Annotated in this window: 19 protein-coding genes and 2 riboswitches; of the genes, 17 read left to right on the top strand and 2 right to left on the bottom strand. The window is 45.3% G+C overall.

Annotated features, from left to right (window positions below):
• The first annotated feature begins 6 nt into the window (after window positions 1–6).
• From LCM00_RS03505 to LCM00_RS03465, 9 genes are all read left to right on the top strand, one after another.
• Window positions 7–465, top strand: a complete 459-nt coding sequence (locus LCM00_RS03505; RefSeq protein WP_224897886.1) for a tripartite tricarboxylate transporter TctB family protein — start codon at window positions 7–9, stop codon at window positions 463–465.
• A 12-nt stretch (window positions 466–477) separates the two neighbouring features.
• On the top strand, window positions 478–1,986 hold the full coding sequence (locus LCM00_RS03500; RefSeq protein ID WP_224897884.1) for a tripartite tricarboxylate transporter permease: 1,509 nt from the start codon (window positions 478–480) through the stop codon (window positions 1,984–1,986).
• A gap of 198 nt (window positions 1,987–2,184) precedes the next feature.
• Complete coding sequence (rpsN, locus tag LCM00_RS03495) at window positions 2,185–2,454, top strand: 30S ribosomal protein S14 (protein ID WP_224897882.1); 270 nt, start codon at window positions 2,185–2,187, stop codon at window positions 2,452–2,454.
• 45 nt (window positions 2,455–2,499) lie between these two features.
• Window positions 2,500–2,841 carry a hypothetical protein gene (locus LCM00_RS03490; protein ID WP_224897880.1) on the top strand — a complete coding sequence of 114 codons (342 nt, stop codon included), beginning with the start codon at window positions 2,500–2,502 and terminating at the stop codon, window positions 2,839–2,841.
• 321 nt (window positions 2,842–3,162) lie between these two features.
• The gene (gene ggt, locus LCM00_RS03485) at window positions 3,163–4,938 is read left to right on the top strand and encodes a gamma-glutamyltransferase (RefSeq protein ID WP_224897878.1); all 1,776 of its coding nucleotides are present in this window, start codon (window positions 3,163–3,165) and stop codon (window positions 4,936–4,938) included.
• 64 nt (window positions 4,939–5,002) lie between these two features.
• Entirely contained in the window at window positions 5,003–5,485 is a 483-nt protein-coding gene (locus LCM00_RS03480) for a hypothetical protein (protein WP_224897875.1), read from the top strand.
• A gap of 77 nt (window positions 5,486–5,562) precedes the next feature.
• Window positions 5,563–5,817 (top strand): hypothetical protein, encoded by a 255-nt coding sequence (locus LCM00_RS03475; RefSeq protein ID WP_224897873.1) that lies wholly within the window; start codon window positions 5,563–5,565, stop codon window positions 5,815–5,817.
• A 112-nt stretch (window positions 5,818–5,929) separates the two neighbouring features.
• The gene (locus LCM00_RS03470) at window positions 5,930–6,508 is read left to right on the top strand and encodes a TetR/AcrR family transcriptional regulator (protein ID WP_224897871.1); all 579 of its coding nucleotides are present in this window, start codon (window positions 5,930–5,932) and stop codon (window positions 6,506–6,508) included.
• 78 nt (window positions 6,509–6,586) lie between these two features.
• Complete coding sequence (locus LCM00_RS03465) at window positions 6,587–8,005, top strand: DHA2 family efflux MFS transporter permease subunit (protein ID WP_224898167.1); 1,419 nt, start codon at window positions 6,587–6,589, stop codon at window positions 8,003–8,005.
• Window positions 8,006–8,222: 217 nt separating this feature from the next.
• Here the strand turns inward: LCM00_RS03465 and LCM00_RS03460 are convergent, their stop codons facing one another.
• Window positions 8,223–8,480, bottom strand: a complete 258-nt coding sequence (locus LCM00_RS03460; protein ID WP_224897869.1) for a YueH family protein — start codon at window positions 8,478–8,480, stop codon at window positions 8,223–8,225.
• 295 nt (window positions 8,481–8,775) lie between these two features.
• Here LCM00_RS03460 and LCM00_RS03455 point away from each other — a divergent pair, with 295 nt between their 5' ends.
• The 6 genes from LCM00_RS03455 (at window position 8,776) to LCM00_RS03430 (ending at window position 14,159) form a co-directional block, all read left to right on the top strand.
• Complete coding sequence (locus LCM00_RS03455) at window positions 8,776–9,525, top strand: hypothetical protein (protein WP_224897867.1); 750 nt, start codon at window positions 8,776–8,778, stop codon at window positions 9,523–9,525.
• Window positions 9,526–9,672: 147 nt separating this feature from the next.
• Entirely contained in the window at window positions 9,673–10,380 is a 708-nt protein-coding gene (locus tag LCM00_RS03450; protein ID WP_224897865.1) for a response regulator transcription factor, read from the top strand.
• A complete protein-coding gene (locus tag LCM00_RS03445; protein ID WP_224897863.1) occupies window positions 10,370–11,857 on the top strand; it encodes a HAMP domain-containing sensor histidine kinase in 1,488 nt (495 codons plus the stop codon). The genes LCM00_RS03450 and LCM00_RS03445 overlap by 11 nt, the downstream gene beginning before the upstream one ends.
• A complete protein-coding gene (locus tag LCM00_RS03440; protein ID WP_224897861.1) occupies window positions 11,854–12,912 on the top strand; it encodes a hypothetical protein in 1,059 nt (352 codons plus the stop codon). The genes LCM00_RS03445 and LCM00_RS03440 overlap by 4 nt, the downstream gene beginning before the upstream one ends.
• 31 nt (window positions 12,913–12,943) lie before the next feature.
• Window positions 12,944–13,537, top strand: a complete 594-nt coding sequence (locus LCM00_RS03435) for a hypothetical protein (protein ID WP_224897859.1) — start codon at window positions 12,944–12,946, stop codon at window positions 13,535–13,537.
• Between the two features lie 154 nt (window positions 13,538–13,691).
• Window positions 13,692–14,159 (top strand): GNAT family N-acetyltransferase, encoded by a 468-nt coding sequence (locus LCM00_RS03430; RefSeq protein ID WP_224897858.1) that lies wholly within the window; start codon window positions 13,692–13,694, stop codon window positions 14,157–14,159.
• A gap of 176 nt (window positions 14,160–14,335) precedes the next feature.
• Here LCM00_RS03430 and LCM00_RS03425 read toward each other — a convergent pair whose 3' ends face one another.
• On the bottom strand, window positions 14,336–14,590 hold the full coding sequence (locus tag LCM00_RS03425; RefSeq protein ID WP_224897856.1) for a hypothetical protein: 255 nt from the start codon (window positions 14,588–14,590) through the stop codon (window positions 14,336–14,338).
• Between the two features lie 223 nt (window positions 14,591–14,813).
• Between LCM00_RS03425 and LCM00_RS03420 the strand changes: the two genes are divergently transcribed.
• Window positions 14,814–15,419, top strand: a complete 606-nt coding sequence (locus LCM00_RS03420) for a DedA family protein (RefSeq protein ID WP_224897854.1) — start codon at window positions 14,814–14,816, stop codon at window positions 15,417–15,419.
• Window positions 15,420–15,475: 56 nt separating this feature from the next.
• Window positions 15,476–15,586, top strand: a riboswitch (TPP riboswitch).
• Window positions 15,587–15,825: 239 nt separating this feature from the next.
• Window positions 15,826–15,934, top strand: a riboswitch (TPP riboswitch).
• Between the two features lie 77 nt (window positions 15,935–16,011).
• Window positions 16,012–16,518 (top strand): energy coupling factor transporter S component ThiW, encoded by a 507-nt coding sequence (thiW, locus tag LCM00_RS03415; protein ID WP_224897852.1) that lies wholly within the window; start codon window positions 16,012–16,014, stop codon window positions 16,516–16,518.
• The last annotated feature ends 8 nt before the right edge of the window (window positions 16,519–16,526 follow it).

The raw sequence follows: 16,526 nt of genomic DNA, 5'->3' as shown, positions 1-16,526 counted from the left end.
TCATACATGCTGAAGCCAATCAATCGGAAAATTGGCCTTGTATTAATAGGTTTTGCACTGTTTTACCTTATTTTAAGCTTCAGGCTTCCAGAATATCCTTATGCGGCAATAGATGCAGACTTTGTGCCAAAAGCGCTCGGGTTCCTGCTGCTCCTGCTGTCGGTACTGCTGTTTTTTTCTAAGAAGGCGGAGACGGAAGAAGAAAAGAAAAAACGGAAGATACCGGATGGCGAAGCCAAGACATTGCTTACAGTCTGCGCATTTATTTTGGTCTATATCTTCTTTTTTGAAATGATCGGGTTTGTGATCATGACGGCTCTTTTCATTTTTATCACAACCTGGTATCTGGGCTATAAGAAAACATGGACGAATGCAATTGTCTCGGTCGTCTTCTCGCTGTCCATTTACATGATGTTCAATTATCTGCTGCAAATCTCACTGCCGGCAGGCATTCTGCCATTTTAAAGGAGGGATATTATGGGTTCGTTTGAAGGATTATTATCAGGATTTCAGGTTGCACTGAGCCTGCAGGGGATCTTATTTGTATTCCTCGGTGTATTTATCGGTACATTCATCGGCATGATGCCGGGCCTCGGCCCCATCAGTGCGATTGCCATCATGATCCCGGTCACATACAATATGGACCCTGCCATTGCGTTAATGATGATGGCCGGAGTCTATTATGGAGCGATCTTCGGCGGATCGTCTTCATCCATCCTGCTGAATGCACCCGGAGTATCGGGGACGGTTGCTACCGCATTCGATGGCTACCCGATGGCCCAGCAGGGGAAGGCGGGCAAGGCACTGGCCATTGCTGCCATTGCATCTTTCTTTGGAGGAACAGTCAGTGTTGTTTTATTAATGCTGTTTTCCCCGCTGCTATCCTCGGTTGCCGTTTCATTTGGCCCCGTCGAATACTTTGCTTTAATGCTATTAGGATTGACGGCCATTTCCAGCTTGTCGGAAGGGTCCACCTTAAAGGCATTTATCTCAGCCACTCTTGGAGTCATTGTCGTGACCATTGGAATCGACGGACAGACGGGCACTGCCCGCTTTACCTTTGACAACGCCTATCTGCTGGAAGGCATCGATTTCCTTATCATCGCTCTTGGGCTTTTTGCCCTGGCAGAGGTTTGTACATTGATATTTAATAGAAAGAATACTTCATCATCCGAAAATGAGAACATCGGCAGCCTGAAAATCACCAGGGAAGATTTCCGGGAGATGAAGGGACCGATGGCCCGCCAGTCGGTGCTGGGGTTCATTCTTGGCGTCCTTCCTGGAGCAGGGGCGACCATCGCCTCCTTCATCGGCTATATCAGTGAAAAAAAGCTGGCGAAAAAGCCTGAAGAATTCGGGAAGGGCTCCATCAGAGGGCTGGCTGCTCCGGAAACAGCCAATAATGCAGCAACCGGTGGGGCCTTCGTTCCGCTCCTGAGCCTGGGGATTCCGGGGTCCGGTACAACAGCTGTCCTTCTGGGGGCTTTCCTGGTGCTGGGCATCCAGCCGGGACCGCTGCTGGTGCAGGATCATCCCGATGTATTCTGGGGCATCATCGCCAGCATGTATATCGGCAATGTGTTTCTGTTGATTTTGAATCTGCCCCTTGTCCCGTATATAGCTAAGGTGCTCACGATTCCAAGGCCGATGCTGATTTCGCTCGTTATAACTTTCAGTATGGTAGGCGTATATGCCTTGAGCTTTAACACGTTTGATTTATACCTGCTTCTGATTTTCGGAGTAATTGGGTTTCTTATGAGGATCTTTTCTTTCCCGGCGGCACCTTTTATCCTTGCCTTTATATTGGGCGGGATGATGGAGCAGGCACTGAGGCAGACATTGACTATCTCTGACGGAAGCCTGGCCATCCTGCTGGATCGCCCGATCGGCCTTACATTGATGATCATAGCTGTACTGGTTATGGTAGTGCCGCTGTTCCGGAGAAAAAAGAAGTCAGGTTCTGGTAAAGAATCACATGCTGCATAGTAAGAGGGAGCTGCATTTTTGCAGCTTTTTTTGTGTTTCCGGGCAGGCTGGTTTACACGAAAGGCTGATTTATGGTACTATAATTTTTGTAATAAATAGTAATGGTTACGATTTAGTTTTTGATCTGACTGTTCTGTCTTTATTTTATCCTATTTAAATCGTAATGATTACGAATTGATGCATGGAGGTTTTTTTATAATGGCTAAAAAATCAAAAGTAGCAAAAGAGAAAAAGCGCCAGGAGATGGTCGCTAAATATGCTGAGATCCGCAGGGAACTGAGGGAGAAGGGCGATTATGAGGCACTGAGAAGGCTGCCGCGCGATTCATCCCCAACCCGATTGAAGAATCGCTGTGAGGTGACAGGCCGTCCGCGCGGATACCTGCGCAAATTTAAAATGTCCCGGATCGCTTTCCGTGAATATTCTCATAAAGGGCAAATTCCCGGAGTCAAAAAATCAAGCTGGTAATATGATAAACTAAAGGGACAAATTTTACATGGCGGGGTGTTAAGCATGAATGAAAGACTCGTCGATATTATGATCAGGGAGATTGTCTCAGGGCTGCCCCCTGAAGACCGGGATCTCTACAGATATGTCACTGACATAGAGGACCGGCTGGCACAGCAGTCCGAAAGCTCCGAGCAGTTCATGAGCCTGCTGGTCAAGCACTCTCCGCATAAGCAGGCAGCAGAAAAGTTCAGCCTGGGTGTGACCGAAACCTATCAAAGGATGCAAATGATTGAGCGGGAGATTAATAAGCTGGTTGAAGAACGGAGAACCAGAATGAAGTGGGTGGATTTTACTGATAGGCTGGATGCCAATGGGAAGAGGCAGCTGTTTTTGTTTATTTCTTGAAGAAAGAGCCTGAGGGGGCTCTTTTTTTGCGTATATGGGGAACGTGACGGGATGTGCGTGTGGTTTATTAGCAAGTTTTTTATTTTATTAGCAAGAAATGGATTATATTAGCAACTTCATCCATATATTAGCAACTTTTAAATTTTATTAGCAACTTTTGGGATATATTAGCAACTGCTGAGTTTTCAATGCCATTAGACCCAACCGGCAAAGAATCATTCTAGGAATAAATATTTAAAATTATGAATTTTCTGCTATATATTTGCCAATCCAGCATCCCTTCTTTTAAGTTAGACATGAACCAACATTAGGAGGGATAAAATGAAAAAAGCCGCCAGTGTCTTATTTGTGTATTTGTCCAGTTTGTTATTGGTATTCGCTCCTCTTGCTGATGCAGATGCAAAGCATAAGCAGGACCCCTATGAAAAATATGGTGAAGTTGCCGTGGGAGAGGATGGAATGGTCTCCACAGCCCATCCGCTTGCTTCGGAAATAGGGGCTGATGTGTTGAAGAAAGGCGGTAATGCGATTGATGCTGCTGTGGCGATCCAGTTTGCTCTTAACGTGACAGAGCCGATGATGTCAGGCATCGGGGGCGGCGGATTTATGATGGTGTATGATGGAAAAACGAAAGAAACAACCATCATCAACAGCCGTGAGCGTGCCCCGGCCGGAGCAAAGCCGGATATGTTCCTCGATGGAAATGGAAAGCCGATTCCCTTTGCAGAACGATCTACGGGCGGAACGGCAGTCGGTGTACCGGGAACCTTGAAAGGCCTTGAAAAAGCACTGGATATGTGGGGAACCATCCCTATGAAGAAATTAATCCAGCCTTCTATTAAACTGGCTGATAAAGGTTTTCCAATTGATCCGGTATTGGCAGCGGCAATAGAGGATAATAAAGAAAAGCTGTCCCGGTCAGCAGCTGCTGAAGTGTTTCTCCCAGGAGGCAACCCGCTGGAAGAAGGTGACATCCTGGTCCAGAAAGATCTTGCCAAAGCGTTCAAGCTAATTAGAAAGGACGGAAGCGAGGCGCTTTATGAAGGGCCGATTGGTGATGCCCTTGCCAAAGCAGTGCAGGAATTCGGCGGATCAATGGTAAAGGACGATTTAGAAAAGTATGAAGCAACAATAGACAAGCCTGTGTGGGGGGAATATCAAGGCTATCAGATTGCCAGCATGCCTCCGCCAAGCTCAGGCGGTGTCTTTCTCCTGCAAATGCTAAAAATACTGGACGGCTTCGACCTTTCCCAATATCCAGTCCGCTCCTGGGAAAAATATCACCTCAAGTCAGAAGCCATGCATCTTGCCTATGCAGACCGGGCAGCTTATGCGGGAGACCCGGAATTTGTAGAAGTCCCAGTTAAAGGACTTCTTGATAATAACTATATTAAAGAACGGCAGCAGCTGATATCGCTTGATGAAATGAATACAAAGCCTGAAGCAGGCGACCCATGGAAATATGAAAGCGGAAAGCCCGATTACAGTGCAGCAGCGCAGCCTGCAGACAGACAGTATGGTGAAACCACCCATTTTACAGTAGCTGACCAATGGGGGAATGTGGTTTCCTATACAACAACGATTGAGCAGGTTTTTGGTACGGGCATCATGGTGCCGGGCTTTGGCGTGATGCTGAATAATGAACTGACTGATTTTGATGCTGTGCCAGGAGGGGCAAATGAGGTTCAGCCTAATAAACGCCCGCTCAGCAGCATGACTCCAACAATTGTCTTTCAAAATGACAAGCCGGTACTGACAGTCGGATCACCGGGAGGACCGACCATCATAACCTCTGTCCTGCAAACAATCATTAATGCAATAGAGTACGATTTGGAACTGAAAGCAGCAGTGGAGGAACCGAGGATCTATACGAATAACCCATCTTCCTACAGGTATGAAGAAGGGGTGCCAGCTTCTGCCCTTCAGAGGCTGAAGGAAATGGGCCATCGATTCGGAGAAAAACCAGACACGATAGGCAATGTTCAAAGCATTCTGATTTATCACAAGGAAGGGATATTCAAGGGAGTTGCCGACTCCAGCAGAAGCGGGGCAGCCATTGGCGTTGACCTGAAAGGAAAAGGCAAGAAGAAGCATTAGATATGAAAGGGCTGCGGAAATCCCGCAGCCTTTTTCTGATAAAATAGTTGTTGAGGTGATTTTTATGAGCGAATATATCGAAATGGAGGATGAGGAAATCATCTATCATGTCTATAATCTGAACTGGCATCTTTCTAAAGAGACCCAAAAAGAAGCAGCTGATGTTTTATTTCAGCTCCCTGCAGAGAAAGTCGGGATGATTATTCCTAAGTACGGCAAAGCCTGCTGGGAAAATGGGGTAGCAGTCATAAGGAAAATAGGCTATCCAAGGAATGAAAAAGCACTGCCGCGGCTGGCAGGTCTCCTTCAGGACAGGAACTGGCCCGGTGCCCTGGATGCGGTAGAAATTTTCAGGGAACTAGGAAAAGAAATCAGTACTCCTTATATTGAGCGAGAGTGTGAAGAAGCAATCAGATGCGGGGACCATGACTGGCTGGAGCACCTTTACTATGCGGTTGAAAGCCTGGGCCTGGAGCCTGCGGATTTGCGGAACGGGGAGACTTACGAAGAGATGCGGCAGCGGGCAGAGGAACTTCGGGAGATATAGTGTGTTGACATCTGAGACACTCTGATGGTAGAGAATGCCGGTCAGAGTGCTTCAAGAGAAGGATATGAGACACTCTGATGGAGGAGAAAGCCGAACAAAGTGCCTTTAATTTATTCCTGGGCGGAACGGAAAAGCAGTATTTTCCTACCATTTACTTATCAATAACCAATGAGTGGTCAGGCCTTATCGGACAGTCGCGTTCTTTTCTTTACCACTCCCAGTGGATCATCCTCTTCCCTCTTGCAGCTTATGTTCTGCTGCTGGTATCGTTCTATCTGCTGTCTGCAGGGTTGAAGGATAGGAAAAAACTTAACAGGCCAACTCATATATAACAAGCACATAAAAAAATGTAATTTTTTCAGTTTTGTTTTGTTGACTTTCCCGGTGGATTCCCATAAATTTATCTAGACCGGTTGTTATAATTTTTCCGAAAGGAGAATGATTTTGGAGGGCAAGCGAAAGACACGAGAGTCGATTTTGTGTGCGGCATCGAATCTATTCAAGTGCCAGGGGTATAATGGCACCGGATTGAATCAAATTATAGAGGTGAGCGGGGCTCCGAAAGGGTCCATTTATTATCATTTTCCCGGCGGCAAAGAAGAGATAGCAGTAGAAGCTGTTAAGCATGCTGGAAATGAGATAAAAATAATGATAAAGGAAGAGCTGGCATCTTTCGAGGATGCGGCAGAAGCCTTCCGCTATCATGCCGAAAAAATTGCTTCTTACTTTGATGTGCCCCTGAGCCATGAGAACAGCGGCCTGCACATCGGTCTGATTGCTTCGGAAACGGCCCTGACAAGTGAGCCAATCCGGCAGGCCTGCCAGGAAACTTACAGAGAATGGCAATCGCTATACAAAGAAAAACTGCTGCTTTCCGGCTTTTCTGAGGAGAGGTCGAAGGAGCTGGCACTGCTTGTGAGCTCTATGATTGAAGGGGCTGTCATGCTATCAGGCACCTATGGAAATGGCAAGCCGCTGCGGAATATAGCTGAACATTTTACATATGTATTCAGAAGCCAGTAAAGCAGCGCAGAAGTTGAGAGGAGAATCATTGTGCAAAGTACTAACCAAGGCGCAGCCGCGCCGAATGCATTAAAGGGAATCAGAGCGGTTCCTATTATTATTTCTTTCCTGATAGCAGGATTTATCGGCCTGTTCAGTGAAACCGCCCTGAATATGGCAATCAGGGATCTTATTGTGATTTTTGAAACGGATGCAGCTACTGTCCAATGGCTGACAACAGGGTATTTATTGACCCTTGGGATATTGGTGCCGATTTCAGGACTGCTGCTGCAATGGTTTACGACGAGGCAGCTATTTGCAGTATCGCTCGTTTTCTCTATCATCGGGACATTCATTGCAGCAGTCGCCCCTGTGTTCAGCATCCTGATGCTGGCTCGCGTCATCCAGGCAATCGGAACAGCGCTTCTGCTGCCGCTCATGTTCAATACGATCCTTGTCATCATACCGCCGCATAAGCGCGGAGGGGCGATGGGAATCATCGGTCTGGTCATTATGTTCGCTCCTGCAATCGGACCGACGATATCAGGATTGATTCTGCAGAATCTGACATGGCATTGGATTTTCTGGATTTCATTGCCGTTCTTTGTTTTAGCTCTCATTTTTGGACTATTTTATATGCAGAATGTTTCCACCCCTACTAAGCCAAAAATCGATCTGCTGTCCATCCTTTTATCAACGATCGGTTTCGGCGGAATCGTATTCGGATTCAGCAGTGCCGGTGAAGGAGAAGGAGGATGGGGGAGCCCGAAAGTTATCATTGCCCTTGTGCTTGGAGTAGTCGGTTTGATTCTTTTCTGTATCCGCCAGACAAAGATGAAACAGCCTATGATCAATCTGCGCACATTTTCATACCCTATGTTCAATTTAGGCCTGCTGATGGTGCTGATCGGGATGATGGTCATATTATCTTCGATGATCATGCTTCCTCTCTATTTGCAGAATTCACTTCTGCTGACTACATTTGCGGCCGGGCTTGTCTTGCTGCCAGGAGGAGTAGTCAATGGGATTCTGTCGCCTGTAATGGGACGCTTGTTCGATAAATACGGTCCCACATGGCTGGTCCGAGGCGGTCTTGTGATCGTCACGATCGTTATGTTTGCATTCTCCGGAATAACAAATGATACGTCAGCCGGCTATATTGTTATGCTGCATATCTTCATGATGGTGGGGATTGCGATGGTATTCATGCCGGCTCAGACAAATGGCCTCAACGAACTGCCGCCTGAGCTGTATCCTGATGGCACGGCTATCATGAACACCCTTCAGCAGGTAGCGGGTGCAATCGGAACGGCTGTTGCGATTTCCATCATGACAGCTGGGCAAAAGAGCTTTATGGAAGAAGCAGCAAATCCTCAGGATCCCGCATTACTGCCGCTGTCATTGACAGCAGGCATCCAGGATGCATTTATATTTGCCATTTGCGTGGCCATTTTGGGACTGATTGCTTCATTCTTTATTAAACGCGTTAAGGTAGAGCATCAGGAAAGCTCCAATTAAAAGGAAAGCCCGGATACTTCCGGGCTTTTTCTTTTACATATGTACAGAACTGCAATTGCATAGACTGAGAAAAGAAAATGAAAAAAGCACGGATAGTTCCTTTTCCGTACTTTGAGCAGGGTTTTTTCAAGAAAGAGAAAGGTGAAAAATCCGGGGAATTTTCATGGTGTATACACACCTAACAGAGTCACTCTGCCAGGCGGTTTATAAAAGAGAATCAGATATGTTTTTCTGCTTCTTTGATAATTGCGGCAGCAAGCTCTTCCGTGTTCCCTTCAAACATATGGAAATTCAGCGATGACTGGAGATGAGCGAATTGTTCTTTCAGATCATCCAGCTGACTGATTTCGGCTGACCAGCTGATGGAAGGTATGGAAATAATGAATCGCTTGTCCTCCGTTATATTCAGGAAGACCTCGGCATACTTATTTCCGGAAATGGTTATTTTCTCGTAAGAGGTTATCAAATTGGTCATCCTTCCCTTAAGAGCCGTTTCATCTATTGTAACATCATTTGGAAGCAGAATCGAATTTATGAGATAATATAAAGTCGTCTAATACTCCATGGCAAACCGATTGTATTGTAAAATATGTCTGCACAACGATAAATTGCCCTAATTTAATATTATAAAATTGAAACACATGTCAATCATCAGACAGCAGATTTCTAGGAAACTTGCCAATAATACCGGTTTTTTATTTTGGTTTTTAAAGGAAATTCTTCTGTGATTGTCGAATTAAGCAAACGGACAATTAGAGGAGAGTGGCATGATGAAAGCACCTGAAAGCATTTTGTCTGTATGGAAAAGATTTGACAGCTTCCCGATGGAGACGCTTACTAAACTGTGGCTGCACCATAAAGGGATCGGGCAAAGGGAAGTTTCCCAGATGAAAGAGCATCGGGAGCAGTTTGGGATCACTGGAAACTGCTTTGACCTTGCCCTTTGGCTGCTTGACGAATTTGATAGAGAAGGAATCAGGGCCTATCCGGTTGGAAGCGGCTTGCATACAGAAAAGGCCCATGCAGCCGTGGTAGCCGAGGATGATAAAGGAAGCCGTTTTTTATGCGACCTTGGCGACCAGTGGCTGCAGCCGATACAGATTGATAGAGACACTAAAGCACCGCTAAAAGGGTATTTCCCGGCGGCAAGCATTGAAATTAAAAGCAGCGGCAATGCAGCAGGTATCACCTATCATAGGCCGAGCGGAAAGAAGTCATTCCAAACATATCATCTGGAGCCGGTCGACAGGGATGAATTCTGGATTGCTGCCGGGCATTCAAGCCGAAAGATTCATCCTAAACCGCTTTTGGAATGCCGCGTTCCCCATACAGGTGAAACGGCCCATTGGGAGTTTTATGATTGGGAAAGTTTCCTCAGCACAGAGAACGGGCTGGTATATGACCCTCCGCTTGCCGGGCTTGAGGCATGGGCGGAACGGATCCATCAGAAGACAGGGTTTAACAGAGCCTTTCTGGAAGAATCCCTGAGACTTTACAAGGGGCTTGATATGGCTGATTGATGGACCAGAAATTTATGCGCAGCGGGGCGCAACTACGCGCCCCGCTATTTATGCTGCCGGATAGTTTGCTGCAATTATAAAGATTTTCTTAAATTTCCGGCATTATTCCTATTACATACTAGAATGGAAAAAAGAGAGGGATAAAAAATGAAAAATATATTGCTAGTGGAAGATGATCATTCGATTGCTTCTCTGGTTAAAGAATATTTGGCTGATAAGGGCTATCATCTGGCCTGGTCTTCCAATGGGAGGGAAGGCTGGGAGGATTTTCAGTGCGGGCAATATGATCTTGTGATTGTCGATCTGATGCTTCCGGAAATGGATGGATTCGATTTGTGCAGGAATATCCGCTGGAAAAACAGGAATGTCCCTCTGCTCATTTTAAGTGCTAAATTCGGGGAGGATGATAAGGTCCGGGGCCTGAAGCTCGGAGCAGATGATTATTTGACGAAGCCCTTCAGCCTGCGGGAGCTGGAGGCAAGGATCGAAGTGCAGCTGAGGCGTTCTATTTCTGAAACAGCAGCTGTGTCGAGCCAGCATTTCAATTTTGCAGGAGGCCTGAGTATTTTTCCTGAAAAGCAGCTGGTGACCCTTGACGGGAGGGAAGTGCAGCTGACAGGAAAAGAGTTTGCGCTTTTAGAAGTGCTTTCCGTCAACTCACACCGGGCTTTCACTAAAAGTGAGCTATATGAGCATATCTGGCAGGAAAAAGATGTGGACGGAAACAACACCATCACCGTTCATATTAAAAGCCTGCGGACAAAGCTGGGAGACTCGACCAAGAATCCAAGGTTCATTCAGACCATCTGGGGCACAGGCTATCGGTTTATTGGAGGAAAATATTATGAAGCTTAAACTCTGGCTGATGGCTGCTTTTCTCGCTGTTATGATCCTGCCGCTCATCGTGCTGCTTCTGCTGTTTTCATTCATTCAATCATACGATGAGAAACAGGAAATGCTTGATTATCTGGAAGCTCAGAAAAAACTGGAGCTGTATGAGAGGCTGCTTTCCAATCCGAATCTTTATGACGGGACAGGCGGAAGTGAATATGAACGGCTCAGAGAATATGCCCAGGAAAAAACAATCTTTACCCTTTTCGATGACAAAGGAAAAATCGTCTTTTCGACCGACCCAAAGCGGCAGCTTCATTTCAAAGAAGAGCTGGACAACGTATATAAAGGCCTTTATGAAATGGAAACAGGCTATGATGCTTTTATTCTCAAAAAACCTGTATTTTCAAATGGCGAAACAATCGGTTTCTTTGAGGTTTCTTTTTTGCGGCTGAGCTGGATTGAAGGTGTAGAAGAACGGACTGCATGGGGATTTTTCATTTACTTCATACTGTTTGCCTGCATTTACGCTGGCATGCTTGTCCTGCTGAAAAGAAAACTGTTCATGCCGATGAATATGCTAATGGAGAGGATGAATTCTTTTGCCAGGGGGGAAAAGCCTGCAGAGCTTCCCGGAAGGAAGGATGAAATCGGGGAGCTGTTCCTGAACTTTCAAAACATGGCAAAGAAACTGAAAGAAAAAGAAGAAGAGATCAGACTGATTCAGCAGCAAAAGGATTTTATGGCTGCTTCCATTTCCCATGATTTGAAGACACCTTTGACCAGCATCATGGTGTCAGCCGAAAGCGCCATGGTGAGTAAAGCGGGCTCCGCAAAGGATAAGCTAGAGCTGATCCTGAGAAAATCACAGTATATCAGGCAGCTGATTGATGATCTCACCACGATGATGTCACTTCAATCTGTCAATTATTTGCAGGATGCTGTGGAAGTGGAAGGACAGGAATTTTTTGAAATGGCTTTATCAGAATATGAAGAGCTTGCCGGATCTCACAAACTCACATTGACAGATTATGTGAATGTGTCCGGGCGCTATAACGTTAATCCTAAACAGATGCTTAGATTTTTCGATAATCTTGTCATGAATGCGATTCAGCATACAGAAGCCGGTGGAAGCGTTCATGCTTCAGCATTCTCCCTGGGTAGCAGGCTGCCGGAATTTCTATATCCGAAAGCTATATTGAAAATCCGGCAATCCGGAAACCAGGACAAGGGTGTATGGCTGGTCATCCAGAATGAAGGAAGCTGGATACCGGAGCAGGATTATGAGCGTGTTTTCCAGCCTTTTTATCAAGGAGACCCTTCAAGGAAAAAACATACCCGGCAGGGGGAACGGGGCAGCGGTCTCGGCCTTCCTATAGCAAAGATGATCCTGGAGAAGCAGGGAGGAAAAATTGACGTGGTGTCAGAAGAAGGATTTGGCACTTGCTTCATTGGTTTTTTGCCTGAGTCTGCAAGCAGGGAAAGGAAGGCAGCCGGATGAGATTCTATTCAATATTGGCAATGTGTCCGGTTATTTTCCTGATGGCAGGATGTACAGTGAGTCCTGCCGCCAAGGGAGCGGACATAGTGGAAAAGCTTTTGGAGAGCACTGAACAGACCACTGGTTCAGGAATCTACCAGGAAAAAGAAGTAAGCATTTCTGAATCAGACCGACAAGCAGAAACAACAGTCGTCCGCTCCTGGAATGATCCTGTTCATCAAAAATCTCTCTATATTACGTCTGTCCCTGATGGAAGCGTATACTATACTGCCGTAAACAGCAGATATATGACAATGTATAAAGAAGGCAGTACAACAGCAAAGGTGCTGCCGCTGCCAGGCTCATATTTCAGCCGAAAAATGCCTGATAAAGAAGCGAGTGTTGCTGCTCTTGAAAATCTCAGGGAGACTCACAGTATTATGCTTAAAGGAGACACAGATGTAAAAGGAAAAGCAGCCTATTGGCTGTCAGCACTCCCAAAGGATCATGAAAGCGGCCATGAGGAACAGCTTTGGATCAGCAAGAAAAAATGGAGGATTCTTAAGACAAGCACCGCTTCAGCGGAATTGAGGAAGAAAACATTGATTAAAGAAGAAAAGGAAATCCATTCTGTACCGATGGATGAATTTCAGCTGCCTGAGAAGATCAATGCTGCAACAGATTATGATTTAAATTGGCAGGCGAAGGAGGTTTCCTTACAAAGCCTTCCGAATGGGATCCTGCTTTTTGAGGAGAAAAATCAAATCAATTTATTTTCAGCCGATAAGCTTCAATCCTCAAAAGAAGGATATCGTTTGTCTTACACAAAAGACGGCAGGGAATATATGAGGCTTACAGGTGAAAAATCGGCTCCCGGCTTAAATGCAGCCGATGAAGGAGATTCAAACCATTATGTGCTTGGACACCCTGTCTCCATTTATCCGATCCCCGAAACCGGTATTCTTGCTGAATGGAACGATGGAAGGTTTCAATTTGAACTGATCATCTATGATCCCTATATTCCTTCATGGAGGCTAAAGGAGCTGCTGGAAACTATTATTGTAAAAAAGGGATGATCTTATGAAGAAATTGCATTTGGTATTTATTATGCTGATAGCTTTGCTGCCAGGCTTTTTAGGAGCAGGTACCAGCTGTGCAGCTAAAGAGGGCATGGAAGGAGAACAGGCATTAGCCAGCGTTTTGGATGGACATCTGCAGAAAACCGTCCATTATTATAACGAGCAATCTGCCATAGTGAAGGATTTCATATCTTTTAAAGGAAATGTAGTCAAGGTTGTTAAGGCTGACAATCCTTCCACACCGGAAAATGAAGAAAAAACAGAAGAATATGAGTCAAGCATTGCCGCAGGCTTTGTTGAATATGAGCTGAAAAGAGATGGGTTGTTCATTTTTAAGAAAAGGGATATTTATTATTATGACTTGGAAAAAGAGGAATTCCTGACTTCCGCCAATGTGTTCGGGAACAAAGAAATCAAGGAATTCTTCCAGCTTTATCTTCATGATATGACCAAGGAATTGACCGGATCTTCGCTTGTGCTTGTCATGCTGCTGTTATCTTTCATCATTATTGTACCGGTGATGATTATGATATTTCACAATAAAGGTCAGAGTCCGCAGATTCCTGCTCTACAGCAGACAGCAAAGCAGGCACAGGGCGCCATCAAGGCGGAAAAGATTTAGATTTCAAGAAGTTATATATGGAACAAAAGGACAGCGCAGGCGCTGTCCTTGTTTATTGCTATATGAAGTATAGGAAAATAGAAAATTCTGATATTAAATCCAGGAAATATTGTATAATGATCTCGTCAAATATATAAAAAAACAGGGGGTAATGATGGATATCAGACTTACGGAAGTAACAGAACAAAATTTCTATGATGTTATCAATCTCAAATCAGATGAAGTGCAGGAAACAAGGATCCAGATTTATGAAAGATGGGTAGGGTCGAACGCCTTTTTCCTTGGCGCCTGCCAGGTGTTTGGGTATACGCCTAGAGCTATTTACGATGGCAGCACGCTGATCGGGTTTGCTTCATACGGCTTCAGGAAGGAAACAGAGTGGCATGAATTGATCAGTATGATGATCGGCCATCAATATCAAGGGCAAGGATACAGCGGTCCCGTCCTGAAGGCCGTCATTGATGAGATGGCAGAGTCATTAGATTGCAGTGAGATTTATATAACAGTGATCCATGATAATGACAGAGCGATAAAAATGTATGAAAAAGCCGGCTTTGTTCCCACCGGCGAGGTAGAGGAAGGGCATCATCCAGAGCCTGTTTATTGTTTGAAGCTTAGATAGCAGTGAAGAGCGGTGATGAGCGGTGAAGAGCGGTGACAGGCACCTATACCAGTTGGCTGACTGGTATAGGTGCCTGTCACCCCTCCACCCCAATTTTAATATTTCTTGAAGCTGCGGATCCGCCTTTATTTATTGGCGGATCTTTTGGTTTTTAGAAAGTAATCAGCCTAAGCGTATTAAAGCAGCTTAAGCTTTCGGTCAATGACAGCGTAAAAATAAGCGGCAGGATTTTTTGCAGGTTCGGATGATTTCATTTTCCTCATCAGTATCCTTAATGATTCCACTGCAGCAGGCAATATAATTTCCCGGTCATTACCCATCCCGTTTCTTTTAGCAGCAAGAAGTACTTTTATCCATAGCTCTTCAGCTGCCTCTTCATCCTCAGTCAGATAACGTGCCATACTGGCAAAAACATCAGGGGTAGCTTTCATTGACATCCTCCTCATTGAAAATATCCATAAAATATATGCGGTTTTAGAACATATGTTCCAAATAGTGATCCTGTGAAGGATATAATTTGATTATTTTGCAGGATGAGTTATTCTAATTTCAGCTGAATGGGCTTGACCGATTGAAATTCCCTTTTCCTGAAGGGGAGGAAATAGAAGATAACGGTTATTAACTGATATACTTCGTTTCATCTTGGGAGGTATTATGGAGAACTGGATTAAAGATGTGATTGAACAATTTGGCTATGCAGGAATTTTCCTGCTGATTGCGCTGGAGAATATTTTTCCCCCTATCCCGTCAGAAATTATTCTGACATTTGGCGGTTTTATGACTGCGCAAACAAGTATTACAATTTTCGGGACAATTACTGCGGCTACTCTTGGCTCGACAGCGGGAGCTGGTTTGCTTTACGGGGCGGGCCTTTTTCTGAGCCGAAATCGGCTTGAAAGAATTATAGACAGGTGGGGAGGCATCCTCCGCCTGAAAAAGGCAGATCTTGATAAAGCTTTTGGGTGGTTTGACCGCTACGGCTATTGGACAATCCTGATATGCCGGATGATCCCTCTGGTAAGAAGCCTTATTTCCATTCCTGCCGGGATGGCGAAAATGAATTTTCCGCTGTTTATGCTATTTACAGTCATCGGTACACTGATCTGGAATACAATCCTTGTGAATATTGGGGCAGCCTTTGGCGATTCATGGGAAACAGCAGTGGAATATCTGGGGATGTATTCTAATGTGGTATATATACTGATTGCCTTGGCCGTAATTGGCGCAGCTGTCTTTTTGTTCAGGCGGAGGAGAAAATAAACAATGCCTTTACTTTTGACAGGAACAAAGTTATGATGATTCTTAATTGGATATTGTATGACTGCTAGGGGTGTCCGCACAGGCGGGCTGAGAGGAAAACCGTTGTTTTTTAACCCTTTGGACCTGAACTGGATCATGCCAGCGTAGGAAAGTAGAATGAGCAACATTACTTTTTTTATGTATGCAAAGCCTGGTCCTTTCACTAGTGGACCGGGCTTTTTTATTGGTGGCCGATTCGTCTTCATAAGGATTAACTGATTAGAAAATTTGAACTTGCAGCAATTCCTTCTCGATAAACAGAAAAAAGATTCCTGTACTTACAGAAAAATGGCCAAGAGTTCATTTGAAAATTCTGAGCCTGTCCGCCAAAATCCAAAACAGCCTGGTATCCAAGATAACTTAATACATAAAGCACTGGGGGAGCCGGAGGAGTCCGGCTGAGAGTGGGCCCGTTGGTCCTAACCCTTATACCTGATCCGGGTCATGCCGGCGGAGGGAAGTGCGGGTTTCTTATGCTGGCTGTAAAAAAGCCTGCCTGTGATTCCTAAGCTTCTTTTCCCTCAGTGCAAAACATGCATGGAGGGATTTTTTTATGGGAAAAACACAGAAATTAACGATGGCTGCAATGATGTCAGCAGTCGGGACATTGGCGGGCAGCATGCTGTATATTCCGCTTGGCTTTGCAAAGGCATTTCCTGTCCAGCATATGCTGAATGTGCTGTCAGCCGTATTGCTTGGCCCTTATTACGCTGTGGCACAGGCGTTCTGCATTTCGATGCTCAGAAATTTGATGGGAACCGGCTCGGTATTTGCTTTTCCCGGAAGCATGGCCGGAGCCCTGCTTGCTGCTCTTCTATACAGCAGGACAAAAAAACTGTCGATGGCCTTCACTGGTGAAGTGATCGGCACCGGGATCATTGGGGCGCTGCTGTCATATCCGATTGCTGTATGGATATTGGGGCAGAAAGCTGCACTCTTCGGCTTTATCCCGCTATTTATCTTCAGTTCTATTGCCGGAGCTCTGCTGGGGATCCTCATTTTAGCTATCCTGGCGAAAAAAAGGGCGCCAATTTTTGAAGGATTTCAAAATAAAGGTTGAGGAGGGTG

Source organism: Bacillus infantis (assembly GCF_020171945.1).
Lineage (GTDB): Bacteria > Bacillota > Bacilli > Bacillales > Cytobacillaceae > Bacillus_AB > Bacillus_AB infantis_A.
The sequence above is the reverse complement of the archived record's forward strand: the minus strand, read 5'-3'. Positions and strand labels throughout refer to the sequence as shown.

Coding starts and splice junctions, on each gene's coding strand:
- LCM00_RS03430 (WP_224897858.1), top strand. CDS start 13,692: ATGGATATCAGACTTACGGAAGTAACAGAACAAAATTTCTATGATGTT.
- thiW (WP_224897852.1), top strand. CDS start 16,012: ATGGGAAAAACACAGAAATTAACGATGGCTGCAATGATGTCAGCAGTC.
- rpsN (WP_224897882.1), top strand. CDS start 2,185: ATGGCTAAAAAATCAAAAGTAGCAAAAGAGAAAAAGCGCCAGGAGATG.
- LCM00_RS03455 (WP_224897867.1), top strand. CDS start 8,776: ATGAAAGCACCTGAAAGCATTTTGTCTGTATGGAAAAGATTTGACAGC.
- LCM00_RS03500 (WP_224897884.1), top strand. CDS start 478: ATGGGTTCGTTTGAAGGATTATTATCAGGATTTCAGGTTGCACTGAGC.
- LCM00_RS03445 (WP_224897863.1), top strand. CDS start 10,370: ATGAAGCTTAAACTCTGGCTGATGGCTGCTTTTCTCGCTGTTATGATC.
- LCM00_RS03450 (WP_224897865.1), top strand. CDS start 9,673: ATGAAAAATATATTGCTAGTGGAAGATGATCATTCGATTGCTTCTCTG.
- LCM00_RS03420 (WP_224897854.1), top strand. CDS start 14,814: ATGGAGAACTGGATTAAAGATGTGATTGAACAATTTGGCTATGCAGGA.
- LCM00_RS03440 (WP_224897861.1), top strand. CDS start 11,854: ATGAGATTCTATTCAATATTGGCAATGTGTCCGGTTATTTTCCTGATG.
- LCM00_RS03490 (WP_224897880.1), top strand. CDS start 2,500: ATGAATGAAAGACTCGTCGATATTATGATCAGGGAGATTGTCTCAGGG.
- LCM00_RS03480 (WP_224897875.1), top strand. CDS start 5,003: ATGAGCGAATATATCGAAATGGAGGATGAGGAAATCATCTATCATGTC.
- LCM00_RS03505 (WP_224897886.1), top strand. CDS start 7: ATGCTGAAGCCAATCAATCGGAAAATTGGCCTTGTATTAATAGGTTTT.
- LCM00_RS03435 (WP_224897859.1), top strand. CDS start 12,944: ATGCTGATAGCTTTGCTGCCAGGCTTTTTAGGAGCAGGTACCAGCTGT.
- ggt (WP_224897878.1), top strand. CDS start 3,163: ATGAAAAAAGCCGCCAGTGTCTTATTTGTGTATTTGTCCAGTTTGTTA.
- LCM00_RS03475 (WP_224897873.1), top strand. CDS start 5,563: ATGGAGGAGAAAGCCGAACAAAGTGCCTTTAATTTATTCCTGGGCGGA.
- LCM00_RS03425 (WP_224897856.1), bottom strand. CDS start 14,590: ATGAAAGCTACCCCTGATGTTTTTGCCAGTATGGCACGTTATCTGACT.
- LCM00_RS03460 (WP_224897869.1), bottom strand. CDS start 8,480: ATGACCAATTTGATAACCTCTTACGAGAAAATAACCATTTCCGGAAAT.